Consider the following 26,408-nt stretch of genomic DNA (forward strand, 5'->3'; position numbering starts at 1 on the left):
CTAATTTTGTAGATAGATTTTTCGTAAAAATCCAAACAGTAATCTGTCTGGATTATTTTATAAGGAGCAATAGATTAGAAAATATTGTCTTCAGTCTCAACATCAAAGTAATGCGCCTTATTTAGATCGAAGCCTAGTTTGATACTACTTCCGGTATTCATATGATCGCGTGCATCAACTTTGGCAACAAATTCACTGCTACCAACCGCACAGTAGAGATGGGACTCCGCTCCAAGCAACTCAGAAACAGAAATCTTCGCAGTTAGAACTGACTCTGGGAAGGTCTCCAGAAAGGCTGTTTCCATGTTGATATCTTCCGGACGAATACCCAGAATAACTTTCTTGCCTTGATAGCCTTTTTCTTTGAGACCCTTAAGGCTACCTTCTGGTACCTTGAGGCTAAAGTCACCATTCAGTCCGACCAGGCGATCGCCTTCTACAGTTACTTCGAAGAAGTTCATCGCTGGGCTACCGATGAAGCCAGCAACAAACTTATTTGCCGGATGTTTATAGACTTCCTGCGGCGTACCAATCTGCTCCACCCGTCCAATCGTTCCAGTTCCAGCAGGGTTCTTGGTCGCTGACATGATAACGATACGATCTGCCAAGGTCATAGCTTCAGTCTGGTCGTGAGTAACATAGATAGTTGTTGCCCCAATACGGCGATGAATCTTGGCAATCTCCGCCCGCATAGAAACACGCAGCTTAGCATCCAAGTTAGACAGAGGCTCATCCATAAGGAAAACCTTTGCATCTCGAACGATAGCCCGTCCCATAGCTACCCGCTGACGCTGACCACCAGATAAATCAGCTGGCTTACGCTGCAAGAATTCTTTCAAGCCCAGGATTTCTGCTGCTTCGTTGACACGTTTGTCAATATCTTCCTTGCTGTACTTGCGCAACTTGAGACCAAAGGCCATGTTGTCGTAGACAGTCATGTTTGGATAAAGGGCATAGTTTTGGAAGACCATAGCGATATCACGGTCTTTTGGCGCCACATCATTGACCACTGTACCGTCAATAGAGGCAGTTCCTTCAGTGATGTCTTCAAGACCTGCAATCATACGCAGCGTAGTTGATTTTCCGCAACCAGAAGGACCGACAAAGACGATAAATTCTTTGTCCTTGATATCTAGATTGAAGTCTTCCACTGAGTAGTGGTCGCTGTTAGGATATTTTTTATAGATATTTTTCAGATTTAATTCTACCATTCTTCTTCTCTTTTCTTATCTCTATTCAAAAGTGATAGCTTGGTCATTTTCACTAGCGCTATATGTCAATTCTTTGAGATTAATAACTACTTGAGCAATGACTGATTTATCTGCATTGCTACGGACGATCCGGAGGCTATTTTCATCCAATAGATTCACTTCAATAGTGCCATCTAGGTCAAAGGCAGCAGACTGGTTGCGGTAACTGAAAAGCTTGAACAAGGCTTGCACAACTGGACGCTTGACTTCTTCAGCAATCTCCTCATTGCTGTAATAATGACGGTTGATATTACGGCCTTCCTTAGTATTTTCTAGCAGTTCAAGGTCATTTTTCCCAGCTAAGAAACCAACATAATAGACCTGTGGAATCCCTGGAGCAAAAGCCTGAATCAGACGGCTAATGAAGTACTTCTTGTCGTCATCGCCCAAAGCTGAGTAGTAAGTCGAGTTAATCTGGTAAATGTCCAGATTATTGTACTCAGCTGAGGAATACTTACGCTTGACATTGGCCCCGACCTTATATAGTTCATTGGTTGCAAAATCAATTTCTTCATCAGTCAGAATATCCTTAACATCAACAACTCCAATACCATCGTGAGTATCCAGTGTTGTGAATTGCTTCATAGGACTCATTTCAAGCCACTTGACTAGACGCTCTGCTTTACCACTGTATAGAGAATAAAGAGTTACCATCGGTAGCGCAAAATCATAGACAAAGTAGCCATGCTCTGCAATCTTGAACTGGATAGAATAATGCTCATGAATTTCTGGTAAAATATCCGTCCCAAACTCAGCCGCTTGCTGCTGGACTTTTTCTAAGAGATCCCAGATTTCTGGCTCAACAAAGAAATCATTGGTATCTAATTTTTTGACCGCATAGGCAAATGCATCTAAACGAATCAGATCACAGCCATGCTCTGACAGTTGACGCAATGTTTTCTTGATGAAATCATTAGTTACCTGACTGCGAACATCTAGATCAATCTGCTCTTCACCAAAGGTGTTCCACAGATACTCAGTGCTTCCATCTGCAAAGACGATTTCCTGCTTAGGTGCACGATCCTTACGCTTATAAATCAAATCAACATCAGCTTGCGTCGGACGATTTTCTGGCCAAAACTTATCCCAGCTGAGAAAGAGGTCACGATACTCACTCTCATCCTTCTTTTCCTGAAAATCCTTATAATACTTAGACTGGCGTGAGATGTGGTTGATCATAAAGTCAAACATGAGATAATATTTCTCGCCCAGCTTTTCTACATCCTCCCAATCACCAAAGGCTGAATCAACCTCTTCATAGTCTACTGGGGCGAATCCCCGGTCACCAGTTGATGGGAAGAAAGGAAGCAAATGCACTCCTCCAACTGCATCGCCAAAATGCTTTTCTAAATTGTCATATAAATCTTTTAAATTCTCCCCCAGGCTGTCTGAGTAAGTAATCAGCATGGTCTTATTTTGAATAGCCATAGTCTTCTCCTCTAAAATCTTGTCTTCTATATCCTTTCCTAGCGGTTTTAGGTTTTCTATCCCTTAGCTCGGTTTCTACTCCAGTGCGCCTAATAGGACACGCCCTATGCTCTGTGCGAAAGATGAATCTTCCAAAAAGCTGAAGCTTCTTTTTCAGATTCCCTATTTTTCTACAGCCGTTACTAATTCAGTAGTTTATGGATGTGGTCGCCTTTGTATGCACTGTGAGCTTTTTACAGTCTTTGTATCTTGAGCTTACTTCACTGCCCCATTGCTCATTCCAGCAATAATGTTGCGCTGGAAGATGAGATAGACGATAGTAATGGTAATAATCCCAACAACATAAGAAGCAAAGCTCGGTCCATAATCATTAAAGTATTGACCTGTGTAGTTATATTGGAAGAGTGGCAGAGTCCACATCTTGGAGTCTTTATTGAGTACCAAGAGAGGAAGCATGAAATCATTCCAGAACCAGAGGGCATTGATAATCATGGTTGTCGCATGCATGGGTTTCATCATAGGAAAGATAATCTTGAAATAGGTTGTAAACTTTCCAGCACCGTCAATTTCTGCTGCCTCATCCAGACTGTCTGGAATGGAAATCTTAATGTAGCCTACATAGAGAAAGAGAGTCTGTGGAACAGCGTAAGTCAGATAGAGGATAATTAATCCCCAAGTGTTGGCTAGCCCTAGCTTACTCATCATAACTGTAATAGGAATCATGATAACTTGAAAAGGAACGAAAATCCCTAAAATCAAAAGCGTATACATAATACCAAAAGCTTTTCTCTTAGACATATTACGAGCGATAGAGTAAGCAGCCATGGGAATAAAAATCATGACAACAGCCAAAGATAGAACCGTGATTACAATTGAATTCCAATAGTAGCCTCCGATACCATCGGCCAAAAGGCGTTGAAAATTTTCTAAAGTCGGTTGAGTCGGAAATCCAAAAAAATTATTAACGATGTCTTTGGTAGACTTAAAGGAACTGAATATCGTTGCTAAGAGTGGAATTAAAATGATAATAGACCCCAGTGTTAGCAAGGTATATTTACTAAAATTAGCTTTTCTTTCTGCATTTTTCATCGGGCTTCTCCTCTTAGATTTCAAATTTCTTAGATACTCTCAACTGGATAATAGAAATAACCGCAATCAAGAGAAACAAGATAACAGCAATGGCATTGGCATAACCAAATTGATTGCTCTTAAAAGCATAGTTGTATACCAGAAGTCCTAGAGAGGTGGTCGCATTATTCGGACCGCCTCCTGTCATGGCAAAGACCTGGTCAAATGCTGTCAAACCACCTTTTAGAGCCAAGATAAAGACCATGGAAACGCTTGGTAGGAGATAAGGAAGTTCCACCTTCCAAAAGATTTGTTTGCTGCTAGCTCCATCAATTCGAGCTGCTTCAGTAATCTCAGTCGGGATAGACTGAAGACCAGCTAGGAAGATGATGATGGGCATGGCTACCCCTTGCCAAAGCAAGACGAAGATTGCTGCAAAGATTGCACCGCCATTCGTTCCTAGAAGGCTAGTTTTAAGAAATTCAATTCCTAAAGCATTCCCTATAGCTGGCAATCCGTAGTTGAAAAGTTGCTTAAAGATAAGAGCCACAGTCAATCCAGACAGAACAGCAGGGAAGAAAAACCAAGCTCGAAAGAAAGTCTTTCCCTTTATCTTCGAGTTGAGAGCTCGTGCTATCCAGATTCCCAGCATAATCTCACCAACCACCATACAAATAGTAATAATCAATGTAAAGCCTATCGCGTTCATAAACTTAGGATCGCTCATGAGGAGCATAAAGTTATTGAGTCCGACAAACTTATAATTATAGGTCAAACCAGTCCAGTTTGTCAGGCTGTAGAAGGCACCTTGAAACATGGGCACATAAAAGAATACAGCCTGTAGTACAAGGGGAACAAGGACAAAGAGCCAGCCCCAATATTTCTCAATCAATTTTTTCATAGTAGATCTACTCCTACTCTACGTCTGCTTTCATCGGATTGAAGAAGGCATTTAGTGCTTTCGCCATATCCTCTTTGTTTCCAGTTGTAATATAGTTCCCAGTCAAGGTATAAAAATCACTTTCACTGGTCCAGTCTTGAGCTAGCCAAACGAGATGCCGGTCTGTAAATGCTAGCTTAGCAAGACCGGCCAGCGGTGCATCTGACCCAGCTTCCTTGACACCTTCAATAGCTGTTGGTGAACCGTCCACATCATAATATTTCTGCATAACTTCTGGACGTGACATATATTCAACAAAAGCATTGGCTTCTTTCTTGTGCTTACTACTTGACGAGATAGACCAAGCTAGGTCTCCTGCTCCAATGGTCAAGCTTTGTCCTTTTTGCTTTCCAGGGAAAGGGAAAGTTCCAACATTAAACTTAGGATCTTGCGCATTGATTGCTGTGATAGCCCAAGAACCATTTGGAGTCATCAGGGCATCGCCTCTAGCAAAGGCACCGACAACATCAGTATAGCCTGCTCCCTGCCAGTTGGTTTGCATGGCTCCTTTTTTGCGGAATAAATCTAACAGTCTGAAATCATCTTTAAGCACTGAATCTGAAGACTTGATGGCATTTGGCTTGGAAAAACGTAGGTAATCATTCGCTTCCTTACCACCTCCTGTTGCAGTGGCAAGAGCTAACTGATGATAACCATTCAAAGTCCAAGTATCTGCTCCTGCAATGGCAAAAGGCGTTTCCCCTTTTGCTATAATCGTATCAACTAATTCCTCAAATTCATCCCAAGTCTCTGGAACTTTCAATCCCAGTTCTTCGAATTTATCTTTGTTGTAATAGATACCATAAGCATTAGCAGTATAAGGTATATTATAAATTTTTCCGTCAATCGCATATTTATCTGCGTAATGATTCTTAACTCGCTTGAGATAATCTTTATTAGATAAATCTTCAAAGTAGCCAGCTTTGGCCCATTCTTGCAATTCAATAGACTGGGGATAGATATTGACAACATCAGGAACATCTCCAGCCAGAACGCGAGTTTTGAGTACTTCCCCAGCGTTAGGAACATTCACCACTTTCACATGCACATTCGGATTTTCTTTTTCGAAGTCTTTGGCAATCTCACGAAGGGTATCAACCATTTCACCCTTCTGATTGAAATACTCAATCGTTACCTTACCATCTGTCGACTCCCCTTGGCTGCTGCAAGCTGACAGCCCCAAAAGGGACAGTCCTGTAATAGCAGCTAAGCTCATCTTTTTATACCATTTCATGGTCTAACCTCCTTATTTTTTAATAAAATGCAACTGTCTGCTAAGATAATCTCCTTGCGGAAGATTCATAGTGATACCAGCATACATGAGTTCTGCACCTGAGTAAACTGCGCCATTTCCCTGCAGCTCATAAAGCCCTTCTTCCTCTAAGTCTTTTAGTTTCAAGGTCGTTTCCATCGTTTCCACAACTGATAAGACTCGGACGTAGGTTACAATCGTTTGATCTTCATAGTTAAATTGAACTGCTGCTTCATTGGAGCCAACATCTGGATTGATTAGCCTATACTGACGTCCTAGCTGGACCACTGGCCGTAATTCTTTATACAACTTCACCTGGTCTGCAATCGCCGCTTTCTCTTCATCTGATAGACTAGTCAAATCAAGCTCATACCCCAGATTTCCCATCATAGCCACATGGCCCCGAGTTGCCAGCGGAGTAATTCGTCCCATCTGATGATTAGGCACTGCCGACACATGGGCACCCATTGAAATAGTCGGATAAAGATAAGAAGACCCATATTGGATTGGCAAACGAGCTATGGCATCGGTATTATCACTAGCCCAGACTTGAGGGAAATACCGCATCATACCAAGATCATTTCGTCCACCACCACCTGAGCAGGACTCAAATAAAATATTCTCATATTTCTCTGTCAAATATTTTACAATTTCATAAAGCCCCAAGATATACTTATGTGACTGCATTTTGGTCGCCAGATAGTCAATGCCATTCCCAAGATTGGTAATATTACGATTCATATCCCATTTTATGTAGTCAATATCGTGCTGACTAAACAGCTGATCCAGTGTTTCTTTGATATAGGCTACCACATCTGGATTAGCATAATCCAATACAAGTTGATTGCGAGAGTAAGTATGATTCCGATTGGGTACTTGAATAGCCCAGTCTGGATGTGCCCGATAAAGCTGACTGTCTACGGAAATCATTTCTGGCTCAACCCATAAACCAAATTGCAATCCTCTGCTATGAACTTCTGCTATGAGCTCTGTCAAACTGCCACCTAGCTTATCTTCATTGACAAACCAGTCGCCCAGAGCCCGATTGTCATCAAAACGGTTGCCAAACCAGCCATCATCGAGAACAAAGAGCTCAATACCAACTTTCTGTGCCTCATCTGCTAACTCTAGCAACTTCTCTTTTTTGAAATCAAAGTAAGTTGCTTCCCAGTTATTGATTAAAATTGGCCGCTCTCGCTTCGCAAAAGCTTTAGGAATGATATGCTCTTGAACAAAAGCTTGGCTCTCGTGACTAAGACCAGTCAAACCCTGAGCCGAATAATTCATCAGAGCAACAGGACTATAGAAAGTCTGCCCCGCTTCCAGTTTCCAAGCAAAGTTATCTTCATTGATACCGATACCTAGCCGAACTTCATTCAACTGATTTTGCTGAATCCAAGCTTCAAAGTTTCCGCTATAAAGGAGCTGAATTGCCCAAACTTGACCAGCCTCTTCCGTCGTTTCACTATCACAAAGGATAAGGCTTGGAGTCTGTGCGTGACCAGAAGCTCCTCGGTTGGAAGCTATTTTAAAAATTCCCTGTTCTAGCTTGTGACGACGAACTGTTTTTTCCCTAGCATAAGCTCCCTGTAAACTAATCACATCATAAGTACCTGCCGGCAAATCTGCCATTAAGCTCAAGTTCTTATGTATGACTGCTGTCTCTCTACCGATATTTTCCAGCTTAGTAAAGGTTGCAATGGTATTGCTATCCTCAAAAGCTGTGTAATAAAGAGTGAGGCGTAAGTGAGCTACTGTATCCTCTAAAATAAAGGCCAGTGTTTCTGCTTCTTCTGTACTGTGAGGGCTAGGCAGTCCTGGAACTTCGAAATCTCCCTTAATCAGCTGACTCTCAACAAACCGAAAATCTGTTACTTCATTATTAGCATGTTGGACTTGCAGAGAAGGTTGCCGGAAGTCTCCTAAACCATGCTGCCCCAAAACCTGTCGCTGGGTATCTAAGCTAAAACTCCGCTCATTCGACCTCGGATTACCAGAAAAAGCATGATCTCGCTCAAATACTGTATTGGAAAAATGATAGGATTCTATTTTTCTGCCTAAGTGTTTAAGCAAAAGGTAGCCATCCCTTTCCTCAATGATAAGACTAGAATTTTTTGTATTGATGTAGAATAGATGCTTGTCTATTTTTATAGCCATTTCTGAACCTCCATATTTACTAATATTTTACCTTATGAAATCGCTTTCTAAAATAGAATTATGTTAGGGAAATATGGTAAAATGTTAGGTAACAATAAAAATTACAATATTATTTCTAAAGTATGGAGATGTAAAAAGTATGCTTATATTTTCAGAATACCAGACGGGAACAATTGATTTATTATTAGACTTTTACGGCTATGAGGATTGCCAGCCAAACTATTCTTTCGGGCCTGCTATTCGTGACGGATTCGTCCTTCATTTTATTACAAAAGGCAAAGGAGTCTTTCACTATAAAGGGGAACAAATTTTCCTGAAAGCTGGAGATTTATTCCTACTAAAACCAAACGAACTAACTTACTATAAGGCAGATTCTGAAGATCCTTGGTCCTATTATTGGCTCGGAATTAGTGGAACAAAGGTTTCGGATTATTTTAACTTATCAGAAATTGGCAAAACAGGTTTTCTAAGAAATTCAAGTACTACTCCTACTGATAGTTTGGGAAAGTTTATTATAGATATTATTCAAGAGGCTGAACATTCCCAATCTACCATGCTAAGTCATTTACAACTTCTCGCCATGCTATATGAACTACTATTTAAACTGGGAAAGCTCGCACCAAACCAACAGCTCCTGAAACAGCAAAATTCCACTTATCAGTTGTATATAGATACCAAACGTATTCTAGAAACTCGCTATCCGCTTGAACAACTGAGCATTCAAGGTATTGCTAATGAACTAAATGTCAATCGCAGCTATTTGACAACCATTTTTAAAGAATACAATGGACTCTCTCCCAAAGAGTATCTGCATTATATACGCATGCATAGAGGAAAACAACTTCTGGAAACTACTACTCAACCAATTAAATTTATTGCCTATTCGGTTGGTTTTTCTGACCCACTTTATTTTTCAAAAACTTTCAAAAAATATTTCAACTGTTCACCAAGCCAAATGCGAAAAATTTACTAAATTCCTCTTTGTTATTTACTTGTTTTTGAGGTATAATAGCCCATATAAGATAAATAGGAGAAAAAAATGGCTACGATTAAAGATATCGCCCAGGCTGCTGGAGTCTCTCCCGCTACGGTCTCCCGTGTACTCAACTACGACCCTGGCATGTCGGTCAGCGATGGCACTCGTAAAAAGATATTTGATATCGCTGAGCAGCTGAACTATAAAAAATCAAGAAAAACTAAGCCAAGCAAGACTCAGACCTACCGTATTGGGCTCATTGAATGGTACACTGAGCAGGAAGAGCTCGATGACCTTTACTACTACTCTATTCGCTTGGGTATTGAAAAAAAAACCCAGGAATTGGGCTATGAGATTCTCAGAATGTTTCAAAATGATTCTCTTGATCAATTAAAAGACATTGATGGCTTGATTGCCATCGGCAAATTCAGCCCAGCTCAAATTCAACAGCTGGAGCAGTACAGCAACCACTTAGTTTTTGTCGACAGTGATACGCTTAATGCAGGTCACAGCTGTGTGACTGTTGATTTTGAGAATGCTGTAAGGAAGGTTCTTGAGCACTTCATAAATGCTGGTTTTGACCAGATTGGCATGATTGCTGGGCAAGAAAGAACCTCTGACCAGGCTAGCCTCATCAGTGACCCTCGTCTTACGAGCTTCCAGCAGTATCTATCTGACAAAGGAATCTTTCAAGCTGACTTCGTTAAGGTAGGCAGCTTTTCTTCGGAATCAGGCTATCAGATGATGACAGAGCTCATCAATGAGCACAAGGATAAGCTGCCATCCGCCTTCTTCATCTCCAGCGATGCTTTAGCCATTGGTGCCTTGCGGGCTCTGCAAGAACACGGAATTCAGGTTCCCCAAGATGTCAGCATTATTTCATTTAATGATACCTCTATTGCTAAGTACATCTATCCCAGTCTCAGTACGGTCACCGTTTTTACAGAAGAAATGGGTAAACAGGCCCTGCATATTCTGGATCAAAGTTTAGCATCCGAAGATGATGTCATTCCCTATATGGTCAAACTTTCTACCAAGCTGACCATTCGAGAAAGCAGTATTTAACAGAGAAAGAACGAATGAAAACCTACGAAAAATTGTTTACCATTCTCAGCCAAGCTGACGATTATGTTAACGGGGAAAGCCTGGCTCAGACATTGGGTATTTCCAGAACCTCCATTTGGAAGGCCATTCAGCGCTTGGAAAAAGAAGGAATCCAGATTGATTCCGTGAAAAACCGTGGCTATAAGCTCAAGGCGGGGGATTTACTAATCCCAGAAATCATTGAAAAGAAGGCACCTATCAAGGTTTCCTTCAACCCCAACTGCCAATCTACTCAGATAGATGCCAAAGCAGGTCTGGAAGCGGGTGGCGAGGCAAATACACTCTATCTGGCTGCTGCTCAATCAGCCGGCCGCGGTCGCTTCGGCCGAGACTTCTTCTCTCCAAAACAAGGCGGCTTCTATATGTCCCTCCATCTCAAGCCCAACCTGTCTTTTGATCAAATCCCTGCTTATACTCTCCTGACAGCTGGAGCAATCTATCAGGCTGTAAAAAATCTAACCCTCATAGACATAGATATCAAGTGGGTCAACGATATTTACTACAAGGATAAAAAAATCGCTGGCATTTTAACTGAGGCTACTACTTCCGTTGAGACAGGCTTAGTCACAGACATTATTATTGGTGTCGGTTTTAATTTTTGCATTCATGATTTCCCAAAAGAATTGCAAGATAAGGCAGGCTCACTCTTTGAAGAGCGGGCTCCTATCAGCAGAAATGAGCTGATTGCTGAAATTTGGAGATGTTTCTACGAAAGCGATCCCCAAGACTTACTCTATCTTTACAAAAAGCACTCCCTAGTCCTTGGTCGACAAGTAAGTTTCCAGCAAAATAATCAAACCTATAAGGGAATGGCCAGAGAAATCTCGGACAGTGGCCAACTTCTGGTCCAGTTGGAGAATGACCAAAATATCTGGCTCAACAGTGGAGAAATTTCTCTGACTAGCTGGTAATCTATCTAAAATTGCATTTAAAAAGCACTTGATGGTCCATTTCAAGTGCTTTTCTGTATACTCTTTCTTCCAGTATGATGTCGCTATTTAATCCCCAAAGCGATTCGAGCATAGCGGCTCATCTTTTCCACCGTCCAAGCTGGGTACCAAACCAATTTGACTTCTGTCTTAGTAACCTCTGGAACATCTGACATCGCATCATAGATCTGGTCGGTCAGAAGATCTGCCAGCGGGCATCCCATGGTTGTCAGGGTCATATCGATTTCCGTTTCCCCAGTAGTCTCGTCAAAGCGGATTTCATAGATCAAGCCTAGATTGACAATATCAATCCCCAACTCTGGGTCGATAACTTGCTCTAGAGCCTCCAAAATCCGCGTTTTAATCTTTTCAACTTCTTCAGGGCTGTATTTTTTTTCTGACATGCATATCCTCCTTATAGATATGGCAAAAGCTCAAGTTAGCTTGAGGGGCTTTTGTTTTCAGCTAGGATTGCCGACTTGACGATTCCTGCTGAAAGATTTCTGCCCCTCGATTCTCTTCATTTCTTAATCTTCGATAAAGTCTCTGAGTGGTTTGCTGCGGCTTGGATGGCGGAGTTTACGCAGTGCCTTGGCTTCAATCTGGCGAATCCGCTCGCGGGTGACATTGAAGACCTTGCCGACATCTTCCAGTGTCCGCATTTTTCCATCGTCCAGACCAAAGCGCAGACGCAAGACGTTTTCCTCGCGGTCTGTCAGCGTATCCAAGACCTCATCTAACTGCTCACGAAGAACGACACGAGTTGTATAGTCGACTGGATTTTCAATCACTTCATCTTCGATAAAGTCTCCCAGATGACTGTCATCTTCCTCACCGATAGGTGTCTCCAAGGAAACTGGCTCTTGGGCAATCTTGAGAATCTCACGAACCTTGTCAGGCGTCATATCCATGCGCTCAGCGATTTGCTCCGGAGTTGGATCCTGACCTAATTCCTGTAGGAGATTGCGTTGCTCGCGGACCAGCTTGTTAATGGTTTCCACCATGTGAACTGGAATCCGAATAGTTCGAGCTTGGTCGGCAATCGCACGGGTAATGGCCTGACGAATCCACCAAGTCGCATAAGTTGAAAACTTAAATCCTTTGGTGTAGTCAAACTTATCAACGGCCTTCATCAGCCCCATGTTTCCTTCTTGAATCAAGTCAAGGAACTGCATACCACGGCCAACATAGCGCTTAGCAATGGAAACAACCAGACGCAGGTTGGCCTCAGCCAGACGTTGCTTGGCTTCCAAGTCACCCTGCTCTACTAAGATAGCCAGCTCCTGCTCTTCTTCATTGCTGAGAAGCGGCACAACTCCGATTTCTTTCAGATACATGCGGACTGGGTCATTGACCTTGGCTGAATTGCTACCCAAGAGCTCTTCATCCGTCAGCTCCGCTTCTTCCTCTTCGTTATTTAAGACACGCGCGCTCGGATTTCCTTCCTTGTCTGTAATCGAGATGCCCGCATCCTGAATGCGTTGCAGCAAATCCTCAATCCCATCAGCATCCAAAGTGAAAGGAATGACCAGCTGGTCATTGATTTCATCGTCTGTCGCTACACCTGTCTGCTTGTGATTGCGGATGAATTCTGCAATTTGAACGTCTAATGTTGTTACTTCTTTTTGTTTTGTAGCCATACCTACTCCATTCTTCTTTTTTGTGCGATTAAGCGCTCCACCTCTAATATAGCGGCATTCTCATCTCCAGTATGCAAAGCTTCTCGAACCTTTTTGCTAATCAGCTGATTATTCTTACGAAGCAATTCGCGTTCCCTGGTCAGCTCAACTTCTGCTAACTCTCCGTCTTCCATCTCCTCTGGCAAATCTTCCTCCAACATCCGATACCAAAGTTGCTGGACTCTTTCTGGTAAGCTGGATAAATCCTGCGAAGTTACTTCACCATTGGCCAGTAAAAGTTCGTATAGCTCCTGCAATTCCGCCGTATCAAAGGCGAAATCTGTACGAAGCCGATAGCTATTTAAAACCAGTGGATCATGTACCATACGATAAAGGATGTGGATTTCTGCCTTTATCAGCCGTGATAGCTGCTTAGATAACGGAAGATCTACCAGTACAGGGCTTCTTGGAAATTCCGACTGCTGTCCGCTTCGACTACTTCGCTCAGCCAAACGACTGTTGTTAACCGTATTCTCTACCTGCTGATAATCAAAATCTGGTAGCAACTCAGCCAACATATAAATATATGAATTCTGAGCTGTAATAGACTGCGTTTGAGCAATGATTGGCGCCATTCGCTCCACGAATTCAATCTGAGCCTGCAAATTTTCAATATTATCCGGCTTGAGATAACGCAAAAGGAACTCTACATCACTAATTCGCGTTTTGGTTAGAAATTGTCGCAATTCCTCGGCAGAATTTTTAGCAATAAATTCGTCCGGATCCATATTGTCAGGAAAGGAAACAATCTCTACCGACATATCCCGTAACTCTTCTAAAGCCTTGGCTGTCGCAGCCTGACCAGCCCTGTCTCCATCATAAGTCAGAATAATTTTCTTGCAATACTTACGCAGATGCTGGACATGCTCAGGCGTCAGAGCTGTTCCCATAGATGCGACTGCATTTTCAACTCCAGCCCGATAAGCCGCGATCACGTCCATAAAGCCTTCCATCAGATAGACTTCATGGCTCTTCTTGATAACCGGCTTGGCCTTATCCAGATGATAAAGCTCATAGCTTTTATTAAAAATAGGGGTGCTGCGACTATTCTTATACTTGGCAGTCTGTGAACCAGCCTCCGAATCTTGCCAGATTCGACCAGAAAAGGCGACAACCTGACCCTTGTCATTGGTCAAGGGAAACATAATCCGGTTCTGAAAAGCATCATAGACCAGATTATTCTCTGCCAGATTAAAAAGACCCGAGTTCATGATAGTGGACTCATCAAACTTACCAGCCATGCTCTTATGAAGATAGTTGCTTTCATTAGGAGCCAAGCCGATTTGAAAATGCTTAATGACTTCATCTGTCAGCCCACGATTGTAGAGATAAGCGCGTGCTTCTTCTCCTATTTTGGTCGTCATCAGAACCGCATGGTAAAACTTCGCTGCCTCTGTATGAATATCGTAGAGCGCCTGATGCGGATGAGCCTGTCTCGGTCGATCTGCGCCAGCTCTCTCCATCCCTAAGGAAATGCCCGCTCTGTCTGCGACAATCTGAACAGCATCCATGAAGGATACGCCTCGGTAGTCCTCAATAAACTTGAAAACATCCCCCGACTTGCCACAGCCAAAACAGTGATAAAACTGCTTGTCCTCTACAACGTTGAAAGAGGGCGTCTTTTCGCCATGAAAGGGACAAAGTCCCAGAAAATTTCTCCCAGCCTTAGTCAAGGCTACTGTTTCTCCTATGACATCGACGATATTGACACTATTTTTTATTTCAGAAATGATTTCTTTATCCAATAGACAATACCTCCAATTCATCACAGAATATCACTCTATATTTTATAATAATTTGACGCAAATGTAAAACATTTGATAGGCAAATAACTTGAAATAATTGCTTCTTTAAGCTATAATATAATCTCAAATATTAAATTATTTTTTGAAAGGAAAAGAAAATGTTAAAGGATCTTAAAGAATTTTTGCTACGCGGTAACGTGATTGACTTGGCAGTCGGGGTTATCATTGCGAATGCTTTCGGAGCAATCGTAAACTCATTGATTACTGACGTTATCACTCCCCTCTTCCTCAACCCAATTTTGAAAGCTGCACAATTAGAGCAAATTTCTCAATTGAAATGGAACGGGGTAGCTTATGGTAACTTCTTGAGCGCCGTGATCAACTTCTTGGTAGTCGGTACTGTTCTCTTCTTCATCGTGAAGTCTGCTGAAAAAGCACAAAGCCTTGCTAAAAAGAACGAAGAAACTGCTGAAGAAGCACCAGCTGGACCAACAGAACTTGAAGTTCTGCAAGAAATCAAGAGCTTGCTTGAAAAACAAAACTAATATCCAAACAGAGGCTGGGACCAAAGTCCTAGCCTCTCAATTGTCTTTGGATTGTCCAGCAAGACGCAGTGGTTGAGTGGGCTCTACTACGCTATTTCATTAGCTTTTACAGCCCTACTCAACTGTGCGGAGGTGGGACGACGAAATCGAATTCTAACGAATTACCGATTTCTGTCCCACTCTCTGTTTTATTATAGGCTTTCCATCCAAAAGAAAAAAACAGCCAAATCGGCTGTTTCCTCATTCTATTGATTAGAATTTTTTACGTTTACGAGCTGCTTCTGATTTGCGTTTGCGTTTTACAGAAGGTTTTTCATAGAATTCACGTTTGCGTGTTTCTTGAAGAGTACCAGCTTTAGTAACCGCACGTTTGAAACGACGAAGAGCATCGTCAAGAGATTCATTCTTACGTACTACTGTTTTTGACATTTTTTTCACTCCCTTCAAGTCCAAGATCTATTCTATTTTACACGCAAAATGGATAAATGTCAAGAAAAAAACTGCCATAAACTTATATTATCTTCACTTTCTTTTTTAAAAGCAACAAATTGTTAGAATGAACATCATAATAGCAAAAAGAAATTTATTTTAAGTCTGTTCAGAAACGACTTCACTTTCTTCACCATTTACAATTACGGCTTGGGAATTGTTTATTAGCATTAAACTGAGCTGATTTTTATACATTTCAAAGGTCTTCTGACTACTATCAGTAAAAGGCTCCTCACCATAATGTGGAAGGATATAAAAATTCACTTCACCCAATCCTGCTGTATCAGATAACTCTGTTGCTACCGTCTTGTCGTCCATGAGTTTATTGTAGTCAATATCCTTGGCTGTAATAATAGCCCCTGCTGATTCTCCTACATAAACCAACCCATCTCTTATTTGTTCTTTGATGAGAGATAGGAGTTGCTTTTTCTTTAATTCTTGCAATAAATAAAAGGTATTTCCGCCTGATACATAAAGAATCTTGCTTTGGAAAATCTTTGCCTGCGCGATTTCTCGATCACAAGAAGCAATATCCAGAATCTCTATCTCAAAGCCTAAATCTCTGAATGTTTGCTGAGCCTCATCGATATAGGCAGTATAGTCCTCTTTGTTCCCAGCGGTAGGAATAAATACAACCTTTTTTTCTAGATTTTTTTCCTTTGCATAATCACTAAAAAGCTTTTTGACTCCAGCAAAGTATGAACATAAAAATAATTGTTTCATGATTGTACCTCCATTAGTTTTTAACAATTTTATAAAAGATCCACGATCCCTTTCTTTGACTAGTTACGAGCGCAAAGCCTACTGATAACAAGAATCGTTTAAATGTTTCTTCGCTTTGAAATTTCGGTAAAAAATAAGTTAGCTTGTTAGATTCACAAGCTAGTAAGAGCATTCCGTCTGATTTGAGTATCCTTCGAAGCTCTATAAAAGAAGCATCTAGGTCTTGCCAATGAAAATGTGTTTGAAAAGCTGTAATCAAATCAAAACTTTCATCAGAAAAGCCTGTCTCTCTAACGTCTCTTCGTTCAAAATTTAGATTGACCATTCCTATCTGTTTGGCTTGAGCTATCGCAGTATCTGAAATATCGATTCCAGTTACAGTACTTCGCGGAAAGGTTTCTTTCAGTAGGATGGTTGAACGACCATTCCCAACTCCTACATCTAAGATTACAGGGTAAAATGTCCTATCCAGATGACGAATTGCCCATACAAACATGGGGATATAGGCTCGATTCCACAATTTCATCATTCGTTTTCCTAGAAAACCTGAAGGGTTCTTTGATTGCTGAATCAAAGAATGAAACATGAGTAATAAAAGTATGATAGAAATGATAATTATTATATGAAGCACTCTTCAATCCTCCACTTCTGGATAGCTATATTATACCATTTTAGAGAGATCATAGCTAAATCAATCAACAAAACACTTGCATCCCAAAAGATAACTTTTTGGGATGCAGGTCATTCAAAACGACTGTTTTCTATCTTACAAGGTCTTTCGTTTTTTAGCTTCTTTCGAGAAGGAAATATTCTTAATCTTCTCATAGCGCAAGAAGCGTTGGATGAGGCGCTGGTCGCTTACATCTGGTTTCAAATCAACCACATAGTCCAACTCGATAAACTTATTGTCAACGGACTGGACAGAGGTCAACTCAAAGCTTCTGCAGGCTGTTTCAAAGATTGCTTCAAAAAGGACTTCATAGTCTAATTCAGATGGAATCTGAATTTGTACATAACGTCTGGTTTGACTAACCGAACTAAAACCCATCTTTTCAAAGAGCAACCAAAAGAAGGAAATGAGGAGCGTGAAAAAAACTCCTAGAGCTAAGAAACCCATTCCTGTCGTAATCCCAATCGCTGTCGCCATAAAGATGGCCAAAATGATTCCCAAAATCAAGCCTGTCACGAGGGAGGCTGTTAGGGCTAGAGGGTTGACCTTGACTTCAGCCGAAGAATAGATACTGTTAAATAGTTGTGTAATCATTGTTTCTCTCCTTAAACCTTGACGGCTTGAGGAACCAATTCTTTAGATTTTAAGTAGACTTTGCCGTATTTTGAGAAGGACTGATCTTCAAGGCCGTATTTATTCAAAATTTCAGACATCCACTGAGGATATTCCCCTGGAACCTTGATTTCCATAATCACCATATCCTCTTCCAATAGAGGATATCCGTGGCGACCTGAAGTCAAGTCTATATCATAATCACGGAAGCGGATATTGGAATCAACCGTCACACGAACTTTTTTGTCCTCTGAGCCTTTCATTTAGTAACGGTCATAGTTAATCACCATTCTCGATTTTAAGCCTGCATAACGCTCCTGCAACAGCTCCACTTCTGTCTTGACCCGCTCATCAGAAATAGTCTGGTCTGCAAGTCCCTTCTCAATAAAATTAACAACCGAAGTCAAATTTGAAACCAGACGATACTTGAAGCCGACATCCTCCGACTTTTTCTTGATCTCCAAAAATACCTGACTATCTTTTGTTGGCTCCGCTGCATAAGTCCGCATCCGTAGCTTTTCACGACCACCTCTTCTAGCAATCGAATCCTGGATCATTTGAAAATCATCATTGTCAAAATAGACATTTGAAATGGTAGACGTTGCGTAATCATCTGGAATGAGGTAAGCATGCATTTCAGCTTCTAAGCGAGTCAAGGTCGCACGGTCTAAGATGTATTTTGTTTCAACACGTTGGAAGTTCGTTTGGATTTGTTTTTGTTTCATTTTAATTCTCCTTTTATTCTACAAATGTAGTTTATAATTTTAAAAGAAAGAGAGCCCTTGCTCTACCATTTTCTACTTTCCGGACAGTATTTTCAAAATTCTATTCTACATTTGTAGTTTATGGTCATATTCTACACTTGTAGTTTTCAAAAGTAAAGGGGAAAATTACTAAAATTAAAAAAACTTTAAAATTGACCTCAATTTATGAGTTGTAGACTAGCTTCTACCAAAAATAAAGATAAAAAAATTCTACCAATCGCTGCTTCTTTCAAGAAAGTCTGATTGGTAGAATCTTTTATCTAATCGTCATCGTCATCGTCTTTATCATCGTCACTATCTTTATCCTTACTCTTTGAGGAGCTAGTTTGAGCAGGAGGTTGGACAGGTGCTGTACTGGTGCTTGTATTTGAATTTGTCACAGTATTGGTCGCAGGAGTCGGCGAGCTAACACTTCCCATCTGACCTGCATTCCCATTCCCACTTCCACTATCAGCTGGAGTCGCTGCAGAAGATGAAGATGGAGTAACCTCTTTTCAACTGTTACTGTCTTTTCGACAATGGTATGCTGATTGGATTGGACGACTTTTCCAGTCTTGGCATTGACAAGCATCTCATGGGCCGTCTGTCCGTGTGAAAAGAGAATCTTATAATTGCCTTTCTCACGTGAAATCTGCACATCCTTAATGTCCTTTTCAGCCAGAGAAAGTTCCTTCAAAACTGTTTCTAAGGCCTGACGCTGACTAAGTCCTTCCGCTTTCTTAGACTCTAAGACAAGTTTACTATCTTGTGCGACTGGATTTTCTAAGGCAAAGACCGAGCTAGTCAAGAGTAAAAGTAGAGGAACTGCTACTACGAAAGAAGCAGACAGAAACTTTTTCGGCAGGCGACTATCCATGATACCAATAATCCGCCTCTTAAGATTAAACTTATCCGAGTAAAAACAAGTTGTCAAAGTAATCGGAGTCTTCTTACTACGATCAATCATTGTCAGAATGGTTTCACCATAAAAAGTTCGACAAGCTGTGTCTTTTCTACTCAAAACATCGTAGTCGCAGTACATTTCTCCTGCTTCCTGAGTTTCCCAACAAGCAAAACCAACCACTGGATTAAACCAATGTAGGCTCTTAGCGAGAATTGCAAAAAGGTTGATCAAGACATCCCGGTGCTGAAAATGGGTCAACTCATGCTGGAAAATCAGCTGCAGCTCCTCCTCCGTATAGTCCAGCTCCGGTAACACAATCAAAATATCCCTGAAACCGAGCAACATTGGGCTCTGTGTAATAGGGTAGTGGAGCAGATGAATCTTGCTTTTAACGCCCATCTTTTCTTTGATCAAATGCAACTGGAACAAGGCCTCTTCATCCTCAACTTCTGTCCCCCAACGTTACAACATCTTTTTGAAACGGATATAAGAATAGGCATACTTACCTAGGTTAAATGCACAACCAAGCAGCCAGATAACAAAGAATATTTCAAACCAAGGCAGACCTAGAAAAGACTCCCAGAGATTAGCCTGGCTCGCTTTTTCGGTCACTTGAGAGGCAGCTTGCCCTCCTCCTGTCTGGCTAGCTCTAACGGCTGTCTGAACAGTTCCGCCAGTACTCAGACGAATAAAGCCAGAACCGAACTGGGGACGGAATGGGAACAGAAAACTCAGCAAGATTAAAATCCAAATAAAATACTTGACCTTGACTGAAATTTTAGTCTTGAGGGCTGCAAAGAGCAAGCTCAGCAGCAGAACCAAAATCGACGTTGATAGACTGATTAAAAGGAAAGACAAAAGGAACTGTTTCATGGATACTACCTCATCTTACTCTTTCTGATTCAGTAAATTACGCAGCTCATCCAGTTCATTTTCTGAAAAAGAATTAGATGAAAAGAGAGTCTTGACAAAGCCTCCCATGGAATGTCCGCTATAGCGCTTCAAAAAGTCTGACGTCTCTACTTCTAAATATTCCTCTTCCGAAATCAAGGCCGTATACTGCCTCTCACGACCCTTTCGAACACTTTCTAAGAACCCCTTTTCCGTCAAGCGAGCTAAGACTGTCAATAAAGTCTGAGGCTTCCAATGGTTATCTTCACCCAGCTTTTCCATAATTTGGGCAGAGGTCGTTGGATTTGGCAGGTGCCAAATAATCTTTAAGATAGCAAATTCACCATCTGGTAAACGTTTAATTGAATGATTCATTATATTCCCATCCTTTCTAAAGTCTCTTCCTAATTTTATTCTACACATGTCTAATAAAAAAGTCGATCATTATGTAAAAATAGAGCTGGGAATCACTATTTCCCGCTCTTTTTAGAAAAATAAACTCAACAAAGTCAACATTGCTAGTCCGCCCTGCTTGAACAAAATTTTCGGATCGCTAGTCACTGCACCGTAAGCAGCTACCAAGATGATATAAACCATAAAAATCCCCAGCCAAACTGGACTAGGCTGCACAAAAGCCGCAATCAAGACCAAAACAGCTATCAGCCCGTTATAAACTCCTTGGTTTTTGAAAAGTGTATTGACCGACTGCCGCTCCAACTCCTCTTGTGACATACCGAAAACCCGCGCTGTCGTAGCTGAGGTCGTTGCGATGGTCTCCAGGTACATAATATAGAAAAATTCCAAGGCAACCAAACTTGCCAAAATCAGTGTAAAAATAGACATTTCTTCTCCTTATAGTAATTTATGACGAAAAAAAGTATAACATGGAGCAAGAAAAAACGCTAGAATCTAGTTCCAATAAAATGGACAAAGTGTATTAAAATGTTTTAGATTGCATTTTTAAAATAGGCGTAGCAAAACTCAGCATTTTCTGATTAGATGTGATACAATCTTTTTGAAAAATGGAGGTAAATTATGTTAACCTATGATTTAATTGTCATCGGCTTTGGTAAGGCCGGTAAAACATTGGCAGCCAAAATGGCGGCCCAAGGAAAAAAAGTTGCTTTGATTGAGCGAAGCAAGGCTATGTACGGGGGAACCTGTATCAATATTGCCTGCATCCCAACCAAGACCCTGCTTGTCGCAGCTGAAAAAGGCCTGGCTTTCGACCAAGTCATGACTGAAAAGAATGCTGTAACCAGCCGTCTCAACGGGAAGAACTACGCAGCAATCAGTGGTGCTGGTGTTGACATCATCGATGCGGAAGCTCATTTCCTTTCAAACAAAGTCATCGAAATCACAGCTGGCGATGAGAAAGAGCAACTGACTGCTGAAACTATTGTCATCAATACCGGTGCCGTTTCCAATGTCCTGCCAATTCCAGGACTGACTGAAACCGAGCATGTCTATGACTCAACTGGCATTCAAAATCTGAAGGAACTTCCTAAACGTTTAGGAGTTCTGGGCGGCGGTAACATCGGCCTAGAGTTTGCTGGGCTCTACAACAAATTGGGCAGTCAAGTAACTGTACTGGATGCTGCACCTGTCTTTCTCCCTCGAGTAGAGCCTTCTATCGCTGCTCTGGCTAAGCAATACATGGAAGAAGACGGAATCCAACTCCTGCAAAATGTGCAAACCAAGCAAATTAAAAATGATGGTGACGAAGTTGTAGTTGTGACAGAGGATGGAGAATTCCGCTTTGATGCCCTGCTCTATGCTACTGGCCGCAAGCCGAATGTTGAGCCACTGCAGTTGGAAAATACAGATATCGAGCTGACAGAGCGCGGAGCTATCAAGGTCAACAAACACTTGGAAACATCTGTACCTGGTGTATTTGCAGCGGGCGATGTCAACGGAGGTCTGCAGTTTACTTATATCTCATTGGATGACTTCCGTATCCTTTATAGCTATCTGGCTGGTGACGGCAGCTACACACTGGAAGACCGTAAGAACGTTCCTACCAGCATGTTCATCACACCGCCTTTGGCTCAAATCGGATTGACTGAAAAGGAAGCCAAAGAGCAGGGACTGCCGATTGCAGTTAAGGAGATTCCAGTCGCAGCTATGCCTCGCGGACATGTCAATGCTGACTTACGCGGTGCCTTCAAGGCCGTTGTCAACACTGAAACCAAGGAAATCGTTGGAGCAACAATCTTCTCAGCAGGGGCTCAGGAAATTATCAATATCCTGACTGTAGCCATGGATAATAAGATTCCTTACACCTACTTGAGCAAGCAAATCTTCACTCATCCAACTCTGGCTGAAAACCTCAATGATTTATTTGCTATTTAATCTTAAGCCCCTGATGGGGCTTTTACAATCCCTACAAAAATTTAACTACATTTCAACCTCTTTTTGTGGTACAATAATGCTAGTTTATTTTAAAAAGATTGAGGAAAATTATGTCTGAACTGTATGATATTACGATTGTCGGCGGCGGTCCAGTTGGTTTGTTCGCTGCATTTTACGCCCACTTGCGCCAAGCCAAGGTGAAAATCATTGATTCCCTGCCTCAGCTGGGCGGCCAGCCAGCCATTCTCTATCCAGAGAAGAAGATTCTGGATGTGCCGGGCTTTACCAATCTAAGTGGCGAAGAACTGACACAGCGTCTGATTGAGCAGCTGGAGACTTTCCAGACTGAGATTTGCCTCAATGAAACAGTGCTGGATATCGTTAAATCTGATGATGACTTCACCATTACGACTTCTAAAGCCCAGCATCAGACCAAAACCATTATCATCGCTATGGGAGGCGGTGCTTTCAAACCGAGGGCTTTGGAGATAGACGATGCTGAAAGCTACAGCAACCTTCACTATCATGTTTCAAACATCAGCCAGTACGCTAGCAAAAAGGTCGTTGTTCTGGGCGGTGGCGACTCGGCTGTTGACTGGGCGCTAGCTTTTGAAAAGATTGCGGAAACCAGTCTGGTTCATCGTCGGGATAACTTCCGGGCTTTGGAGCATAGCGTGGAAGAACTCAAGGCTTCCAGTGTTGAGATTAAGACACCGTTTATACCGAGCCGATTGATCGGCGAAAATGGCAAGATTACCCATTTGGAAATCAGCCAAGTCAAAGGAGAGGATAGTCAGCTTTTGCCTCTGGATCATCTCTTTGTCAACTACGGTTTTAAATCCTCTGTCGGTAATCTCAAAGATTGGGGCTTGGAGCTCAACCGTCACAAGATTTTGGTCAATAGCAAGCAAGAAACTTCCGTGCTAGGAATCTATGCAGCCGGCGACTGCTGCAGCTACGAGGGGAAGATTGACCTGATTGCAACTGGGCTAGGTGAGGCACCTACTGCTGTCAACAATGCCATTAACCATATCTATCCTGAGCAAAAAGTTCAGCCCAAACATTCTACAAGCCTATAAAAAACAGCTGCCGAGCTCAAGCTCAGCAGCTTTTATAATTCATCTGCGATTTTATTAATCTTTCTCAAGCGATGATTGACACCGCTCTTAGTCAGTGGCTGGCTCAGACTATCAGCTAGCTGCTGGATGGAGTAGTCCGGATGCTGGATACGAAGCTGAGCTACCTCCTGCAGGTCTACAGGTAGACTATCAATGCCGATATTATCGCTGATTTTGGCAATATTATTGATCGTTTTCATACTGGCTGTGACCGTGCGAGCGATGTTCGCTGTCTCCGCATTATTGGCTCGATTGAGGTCATTGCGCGCTTCCCGCATGAGCTTAAGAGACTCAAACTCAGCCATGGCTTCCATAGCCCCGATGACAATGAGAAAATCCATGATGTCTTCAGCTCGCTGCAGATAAGTAACAGCCCCCTTCTTGCGCTCAATTGTCTTGGCATCCAGCAGAAAACGCCGCATCAAGGCAGCCAAGTCCTCAGCATGATCCAGATAAACGGACAAGATTTCCAGTTGGTACTTGCCTGAGTCTGGCTCCCGCATGCTGCCATTCGAGAGAAAGGCTCCCCGAAGATAGGAACGACTGGCTTCATCATCTGACAAAATGGCCTGGTCAATACCTACCTCAATACCAAAAAAGGAGTCAGCCAAGTGCAGATCAGAAAGGATTTCTTCCACTTTCTGATCCAGAAATACTGTGTAAACACGATTCTTGCGCAGATTAGTCTTCTGATGGTGGCGAATTTCTGACTTGACCTGATAAAGGTCCAACAGCAACTCATAGAGATGGCGGGCGATCTTAGCATTTTCTGTTGAAATGGATAAGGTAAGGCCAGACGAAGAAATTCCCAAGCTACCAGCCATCTTGATCATGGCAGCCAACTCGTTTTTGTCTTTTACAGATAAGCTTAAAAGCTCTTCTTTTACCTTCACTGTAAAGCTCATTTGCGCACCTGTATAATCTGCATCAATTCATCCACAAGTAACTCTCCGTCATGGAAAGCTCCGCCATTTTCCAATCGAAGGAAATTCGATGAAATAACACGCGGAACTTGCTCTTGCAGCCCTCGAAAATTATGCTCAACTTGAACCAGATATTCATCAAATTTATTGCTGTTCATATACTCGCGCGGAACTGGCTCGATATTGACCAAGACAGTATCAATGAACTTTTTACCCAAATGACGATGCAGTACTTGAACGTGGTCGCTATCTGAAAAGTGCTCGGTTTCGCCACGTTGAGTCATAATATTGCAAACATAGGCTACTTCTGCCTTAGTATCCAAAATAGCTTGGCCGATTTCTTCGATTACGATGTTTGGCAAAATGGAGGTAAAGAGAGAACCCGGTCCCAGAACCACCATATCGCTATCCAAAATACTCTGGACCACCTTTCTACTAGCAACAGGCTTTGCATCATCATAGGTATTGGTCACATAGACCCGCTCAATCATACCAGCCTTACTAGCTAGATTGCTCTCACCGACAACTTCCGTTCCATCTGTAAACACAGCATGCAAAGTCAGCGGAGTGTCGCTTGAGGGGTAGATTTTACCTGTCGTATGGAAAAACTTGGTCAGAAGCTGCATGGCATTATAGGTCGAACCCTGCATTTCGGAAATGCCAGCAATAATCAAATTCCCCAGGGGATGACCTGCTAGAACGCCGTCTCCTTTGGCAAAGCGATACTGGAAGACCTTCTCATAAAACTTTGGCATGTCGGACATGGCCACCAAAACATTTCGCAAGTCACCCGGCGGCGTCAGCTGCTGGATATTTTTCCGCAGCTCACCAGAACTGCCGCCATCATCTGCTACTGTGACAATGGCTGTGATCTCCACATCCTTTTTCCGCAGGCTGTTTAAAATAACTGAAATTCCTGTCCCACCGCCGATAACTGTAATTCTCGGTTTTCTCATGAGCGGTTCACCGTTTCCTTCCGACGATTTTTGTCGCGATGACTGGTATTGACTGGCCAGTTTTTCGCTAAATCATCCGCCAAACGATGTGCAAAGGCCACGCTACGGTGCTGTCCGCCCGTGCAGCCAACCGCGATGGTCAGTACGGACTTTCCTTCCTTTTGATAGCCTGGCAAAATCGGCTCAATCAAGCCTAGCAGGTTCTGGTAAAATTCTTCTGACTCCGCATGGTTCATAACATAGTCAAAGACATCCTTATCCAAGCCTGTCTGATTGCGCAGCTCAGGTTTATAGTAGGGATTAGGCAGAAAACGTACATCAAAAACCAAGTCCGCATCCAGAGGCAAACCATATTTAAAACCGAAACTCATAACTTCGATGCGGAAACTGTGCAGATCAGCCTGGTTTGAAAATTGTTCAGAGATGGTCTTTCTGAGCTCCCGTGGTGTCAGTTCCGTCGTATCTACAACGTTTTGACTGAGATTTTTCAGAGGGGCTAAGAGTTCGCGCTCCAGTTTGATTCCATCTAAAATTCGCCCGTCAGCTGCCAAAGGGTGACTGCGTCTCGTTTCCTTATAGCGAGCCACCAATTCCTTGTCAGCCGCATCCAAAAATAGAATTTTAAAATCAATTTCCGTGCTTCTTTCCAGCTCATCCAGAATATCCTGAATTTCTAAAAAGAAGGAGCGACTCCGCATATCAACAACCAGAGCCAGTTTGTCATTGTCAGTGGTTCCTTCGACCAGCTGCAAAAACTTTGGTACTAGGGTCGGTGGCATATTATCGATGGTAAAATAACCCAAATCCTCAAAAGACTGGATAGCAACGGTCTTTCCGGCACCGCTCATTCCTGTCACAATCACTAATTGAATCTTGTGTTCAGCCATTCTTTCTCCCTTCATCTAACATTTTATTTCTAAAAAAGGACGGGAAACTTCCCAGCCCCAAGCATTT

The 26,408-nt window shown here is 42.2% G+C and carries 24 protein-coding genes and 2 pseudogenes; 6 read left to right on the forward strand and 20 right to left on the reverse strand.

Going from position 1 to position 26,408, the window contains the following annotated elements:
* Window positions 1–74: 74 nt before the first annotated feature.
* From FZ941_RS01450 to FZ941_RS01475, 6 genes are all read right to left on the reverse strand, one after another.
* Window positions 75–1,211, reverse strand: coding sequence for an ABC transporter ATP-binding protein (locus FZ941_RS01450; protein WP_148886572.1), 1,137 nt, complete (start codon window positions 1,209–1,211; stop codon window positions 75–77).
* Window positions 1,212–1,232: 21 nt separating this feature from the next.
* On the reverse strand, window positions 1,233–2,678 hold the full coding sequence (gtfA, locus tag FZ941_RS01455; RefSeq protein ID WP_148886573.1) for a sucrose phosphorylase: 1,446 nt from the start codon (window positions 2,676–2,678) through the stop codon (window positions 1,233–1,235).
* A 255-nt stretch (window positions 2,679–2,933) separates the two neighbouring features.
* A complete protein-coding gene (locus FZ941_RS01460) occupies window positions 2,934–3,767 on the reverse strand; it encodes a carbohydrate ABC transporter permease (RefSeq protein ID WP_148886574.1) in 834 nt (277 codons plus the stop codon).
* A gap of 13 nt (window positions 3,768–3,780) precedes the next feature.
* A complete protein-coding gene (locus FZ941_RS01465) occupies window positions 3,781–4,647 on the reverse strand; it encodes a carbohydrate ABC transporter permease (protein ID WP_049552989.1) in 867 nt (288 codons plus the stop codon).
* 13 nt (window positions 4,648–4,660) lie between these two features.
* The gene (locus FZ941_RS01470) at window positions 4,661–5,920 is read right to left on the reverse strand and encodes an extracellular solute-binding protein (protein WP_148886575.1); all 1,260 of its coding nucleotides are present in this window, start codon (window positions 5,918–5,920) and stop codon (window positions 4,661–4,663) included.
* A 12-nt stretch (window positions 5,921–5,932) separates the two neighbouring features.
* On the reverse strand, window positions 5,933–8,095 hold the full coding sequence (locus tag FZ941_RS01475) for an alpha-galactosidase (RefSeq protein WP_148886576.1): 2,163 nt from the start codon (window positions 8,093–8,095) through the stop codon (window positions 5,933–5,935).
* 139 nt (window positions 8,096–8,234) lie between these two features.
* Here FZ941_RS01475 and FZ941_RS01480 point away from each other — a divergent pair, with 139 nt between their 5' ends.
* The 3 genes from FZ941_RS01480 (at window position 8,235) to birA (ending at window position 11,086) form a co-directional block, all read left to right on the forward strand.
* Window positions 8,235–9,068 (forward strand): AraC family transcriptional regulator, encoded by an 834-nt coding sequence (locus FZ941_RS01480; protein WP_148886577.1) that lies wholly within the window; start codon window positions 8,235–8,237, stop codon window positions 9,066–9,068.
* Between the two features lie 66 nt (window positions 9,069–9,134).
* The gene (locus FZ941_RS01485) at window positions 9,135–10,136 is read left to right on the forward strand and encodes a LacI family DNA-binding transcriptional regulator (RefSeq protein WP_148886578.1); all 1,002 of its coding nucleotides are present in this window, start codon (window positions 9,135–9,137) and stop codon (window positions 10,134–10,136) included.
* A gap of 14 nt (window positions 10,137–10,150) precedes the next feature.
* The gene (gene birA, locus FZ941_RS01490; protein ID WP_148886579.1) at window positions 10,151–11,086 is read left to right on the forward strand and encodes a bifunctional biotin--[acetyl-CoA-carboxylase] ligase/biotin operon repressor BirA; all 936 of its coding nucleotides are present in this window, start codon (window positions 10,151–10,153) and stop codon (window positions 11,084–11,086) included.
* A gap of 83 nt (window positions 11,087–11,169) precedes the next feature.
* Here birA and FZ941_RS01495 read toward each other — a convergent pair whose 3' ends face one another.
* The 3 genes from FZ941_RS01495 to dnaG form a co-directional block, all read right to left on the reverse strand.
* The gene (locus tag FZ941_RS01495; protein WP_015604868.1) at window positions 11,170–11,508 is read right to left on the reverse strand and encodes a metal-sulfur cluster assembly factor; all 339 of its coding nucleotides are present in this window, start codon (window positions 11,506–11,508) and stop codon (window positions 11,170–11,172) included.
* Window positions 11,509–11,631: 123 nt separating this feature from the next.
* On the reverse strand, window positions 11,632–12,744 hold the full coding sequence (gene rpoD, locus FZ941_RS01500; protein ID WP_002897871.1) for an RNA polymerase sigma factor RpoD: 1,113 nt from the start codon (window positions 12,742–12,744) through the stop codon (window positions 11,632–11,634).
* Between the two features lie 2 nt (window positions 12,745–12,746).
* Window positions 12,747–14,549, reverse strand: a complete 1,803-nt coding sequence (dnaG, locus tag FZ941_RS01505) for a DNA primase (protein WP_316246068.1) — start codon at window positions 14,547–14,549, stop codon at window positions 12,747–12,749.
* A gap of 137 nt (window positions 14,550–14,686) precedes the next feature.
* On the opposite strand from dnaG, the gene mscL reads away from it, so the two are divergent.
* Window positions 14,687–15,073, forward strand: a complete 387-nt coding sequence (mscL, locus tag FZ941_RS01510) for a large conductance mechanosensitive channel protein MscL (protein ID WP_061422913.1) — start codon at window positions 14,687–14,689, stop codon at window positions 15,071–15,073.
* A 252-nt stretch (window positions 15,074–15,325) separates the two neighbouring features.
* On the opposite strand, the gene rpsU is transcribed toward mscL, so the two are convergent.
* The 8 genes and pseudogenes from rpsU to FZ941_RS01555 form a co-directional block, all read right to left on the reverse strand.
* Window positions 15,326–15,502, reverse strand: coding sequence for a 30S ribosomal protein S21 (rpsU, locus tag FZ941_RS01520; RefSeq protein WP_000048054.1), 177 nt, complete (start codon window positions 15,500–15,502; stop codon window positions 15,326–15,328).
* Window positions 15,503–15,661: 159 nt separating this feature from the next.
* Complete coding sequence (locus tag FZ941_RS01525) at window positions 15,662–16,285, reverse strand: Type 1 glutamine amidotransferase-like domain-containing protein (protein ID WP_148886581.1); 624 nt, start codon at window positions 16,283–16,285, stop codon at window positions 15,662–15,664.
* Window positions 16,286–16,298: 13 nt separating this feature from the next.
* A complete protein-coding gene (locus FZ941_RS01530; RefSeq protein WP_398587555.1) occupies window positions 16,299–16,871 on the reverse strand; it encodes a class I SAM-dependent methyltransferase in 573 nt (190 codons plus the stop codon).
* 180 nt (window positions 16,872–17,051) lie between these two features.
* Window positions 17,052–17,549 (reverse strand): DUF4956 domain-containing protein, encoded by a 498-nt coding sequence (locus FZ941_RS01535; RefSeq protein WP_148886583.1) that lies wholly within the window; start codon window positions 17,547–17,549, stop codon window positions 17,052–17,054.
* Window positions 17,550–17,560: 11 nt separating this feature from the next.
* Window positions 17,561–18,292 (reverse strand): annotated as a pseudogene (locus FZ941_RS01540) (polyphosphate polymerase domain-containing protein).
* A gap of 299 nt (window positions 18,293–18,591) precedes the next feature.
* A pseudogene (locus FZ941_RS01545) lies at window positions 18,592–20,087 on the reverse strand (M56 family metallopeptidase).
* 15 nt (window positions 20,088–20,102) lie between these two features.
* Window positions 20,103–20,480, reverse strand: a complete 378-nt coding sequence (locus FZ941_RS01550; RefSeq protein ID WP_005592027.1) for a BlaI/MecI/CopY family transcriptional regulator — start codon at window positions 20,478–20,480, stop codon at window positions 20,103–20,105.
* Between the two features lie 111 nt (window positions 20,481–20,591).
* Complete coding sequence (locus FZ941_RS01555; RefSeq protein WP_148886584.1) at window positions 20,592–20,948, reverse strand: DUF1304 domain-containing protein; 357 nt, start codon at window positions 20,946–20,948, stop codon at window positions 20,592–20,594.
* Window positions 20,949–21,140: 192 nt separating this feature from the next.
* On the opposite strand from FZ941_RS01555, the gene FZ941_RS01560 reads away from it, so the two are divergent.
* On the forward strand, window positions 21,141–22,457 hold the full coding sequence (locus FZ941_RS01560; RefSeq protein WP_148886585.1) for an FAD-containing oxidoreductase: 1,317 nt from the start codon (window positions 21,141–21,143) through the stop codon (window positions 22,455–22,457).
* A gap of 110 nt (window positions 22,458–22,567) precedes the next feature.
* On the forward strand, window positions 22,568–23,536 hold the full coding sequence (locus FZ941_RS01565) for an NAD(P)/FAD-dependent oxidoreductase (RefSeq protein WP_148886586.1): 969 nt from the start codon (window positions 22,568–22,570) through the stop codon (window positions 23,534–23,536).
* Window positions 23,537–23,568: 32 nt separating this feature from the next.
* On the opposite strand, the gene whiA is transcribed toward FZ941_RS01565, so the two are convergent.
* From whiA to rapZ, 3 genes are read right to left on the reverse strand one after another with little or no spacing between them, the layout of a single operon-like run.
* On the reverse strand, window positions 23,569–24,480 hold the full coding sequence (gene whiA, locus FZ941_RS01570; RefSeq protein WP_148886587.1) for a DNA-binding protein WhiA: 912 nt from the start codon (window positions 24,478–24,480) through the stop codon (window positions 23,569–23,571).
* Window positions 24,477–25,454, reverse strand: a complete 978-nt coding sequence (locus tag FZ941_RS01575; RefSeq protein ID WP_148886588.1) for a YvcK family protein — start codon at window positions 25,452–25,454, stop codon at window positions 24,477–24,479. The genes whiA and FZ941_RS01575 overlap by 4 nt, the downstream gene beginning before the upstream one ends.
* The gene (rapZ, locus tag FZ941_RS01580; protein ID WP_148886589.1) at window positions 25,451–26,341 is read right to left on the reverse strand and encodes an RNase adapter RapZ; all 891 of its coding nucleotides are present in this window, start codon (window positions 26,339–26,341) and stop codon (window positions 25,451–25,453) included. Before rapZ ends, FZ941_RS01575 begins: the two co-directional genes overlap by 4 nt.
* Window positions 26,342–26,408 lie beyond the last annotated feature (67 nt).

It is taken from the genome of Streptococcus sp. Marseille-P6264, from assembly GCF_902460355.1.
GTDB lineage: Bacteria > Bacillota > Bacilli > Lactobacillales > Streptococcaceae > Streptococcus.

What these genes read in the sequence shown, in the direction of transcription:
- FZ941_RS01485 (WP_148886578.1), top strand. Translation starts at nt 9,135, where the DNA reads ATGGCTACGATTAAAGATATCGCCCAGGCTGCTGGAGTCTCTCCCGCT.
- FZ941_RS01470 (WP_148886575.1), bottom strand. Translation starts at nt 5,920, where the DNA reads ATGAAATGGTATAAAAAGATGAGCTTAGCTGCTATTACAGGACTGTCC.
- FZ941_RS01495 (WP_015604868.1), bottom strand. Translation starts at nt 11,508, where the DNA reads ATGTCAGAAAAAAAATACAGCCCTGAAGAAGTTGAAAAGATTAAAACG.
- rapZ (WP_148886589.1), bottom strand. Translation starts at nt 26,341, where the DNA reads ATGGCTGAACACAAGATTCAATTAGTGATTGTGACAGGAATGAGCGGT.
- FZ941_RS01560 (WP_148886585.1), top strand. Translation starts at nt 21,141, where the DNA reads ATGTTAACCTATGATTTAATTGTCATCGGCTTTGGTAAGGCCGGTAAA.
- dnaG (WP_316246068.1), bottom strand. Translation starts at nt 14,549, where the DNA reads ATGAATTGGAGGTATTGTCTATTGGATAAAGAAATCATTTCTGAAATA.
- FZ941_RS01525 (WP_148886581.1), bottom strand. Translation starts at nt 16,285, where the DNA reads ATGAAACAATTATTTTTATGTTCATACTTTGCTGGAGTCAAAAAGCTT.
- mscL (WP_061422913.1), top strand. Translation starts at nt 14,687, where the DNA reads ATGTTAAAGGATCTTAAAGAATTTTTGCTACGCGGTAACGTGATTGAC.
- FZ941_RS01575 (WP_148886588.1), bottom strand. Translation starts at nt 25,454, where the DNA reads ATGAGAAAACCGAGAATTACAGTTATCGGCGGTGGGACAGGAATTTCA.
- FZ941_RS01475 (WP_148886576.1), bottom strand. Translation starts at nt 8,095, where the DNA reads ATGGCTATAAAAATAGACAAGCATCTATTCTACATCAATACAAAAAAT.
- FZ941_RS01530 (WP_398587555.1), bottom strand. Translation starts at nt 16,871, where the DNA reads ATGTTTCATTCTTTGATTCAGCAATCAAAGAACCCTTCAGGTTTTCTA.
- FZ941_RS01535 (WP_148886583.1), bottom strand. Translation starts at nt 17,549, where the DNA reads ATGATTACACAACTATTTAACAGTATCTATTCTTCGGCTGAAGTCAAG.
- birA (WP_148886579.1), top strand. Translation starts at nt 10,151, where the DNA reads ATGAAAACCTACGAAAAATTGTTTACCATTCTCAGCCAAGCTGACGAT.
- FZ941_RS01555 (WP_148886584.1), bottom strand. Translation starts at nt 20,948, where the DNA reads ATGTCTATTTTTACACTGATTTTGGCAAGTTTGGTTGCCTTGGAATTT.
- FZ941_RS01460 (WP_148886574.1), bottom strand. Translation starts at nt 3,767, where the DNA reads ATGAAAAATGCAGAAAGAAAAGCTAATTTTAGTAAATATACCTTGCTA.
- gtfA (WP_148886573.1), bottom strand. Translation starts at nt 2,678, where the DNA reads ATGGCTATTCAAAATAAGACCATGCTGATTACTTACTCAGACAGCCTG.
- FZ941_RS01465 (WP_049552989.1), bottom strand. Translation starts at nt 4,647, where the DNA reads ATGAAAAAATTGATTGAGAAATATTGGGGCTGGCTCTTTGTCCTTGTT.
- FZ941_RS01480 (WP_148886577.1), top strand. Translation starts at nt 8,235, where the DNA reads ATGCTTATATTTTCAGAATACCAGACGGGAACAATTGATTTATTATTA.
- whiA (WP_148886587.1), bottom strand. Translation starts at nt 24,480, where the DNA reads ATGAGCTTTACAGTGAAGGTAAAAGAAGAGCTTTTAAGCTTATCTGTA.
- FZ941_RS01550 (WP_005592027.1), bottom strand. Translation starts at nt 20,480, where the DNA reads ATGAATCATTCAATTAAACGTTTACCAGATGGTGAATTTGCTATCTTA.
- FZ941_RS01450 (WP_148886572.1), bottom strand. Translation starts at nt 1,211, where the DNA reads ATGGTAGAATTAAATCTGAAAAATATCTATAAAAAATATCCTAACAGC.
- rpsU (WP_000048054.1), bottom strand. Translation starts at nt 15,502, where the DNA reads ATGTCAAAAACAGTAGTACGTAAGAATGAATCTCTTGACGATGCTCTT.
- FZ941_RS01565 (WP_148886586.1), top strand. Translation starts at nt 22,568, where the DNA reads ATGTCTGAACTGTATGATATTACGATTGTCGGCGGCGGTCCAGTTGGT.
- rpoD (WP_002897871.1), bottom strand. Translation starts at nt 12,744, where the DNA reads ATGGCTACAAAACAAAAAGAAGTAACAACATTAGACGTTCAAATTGCA.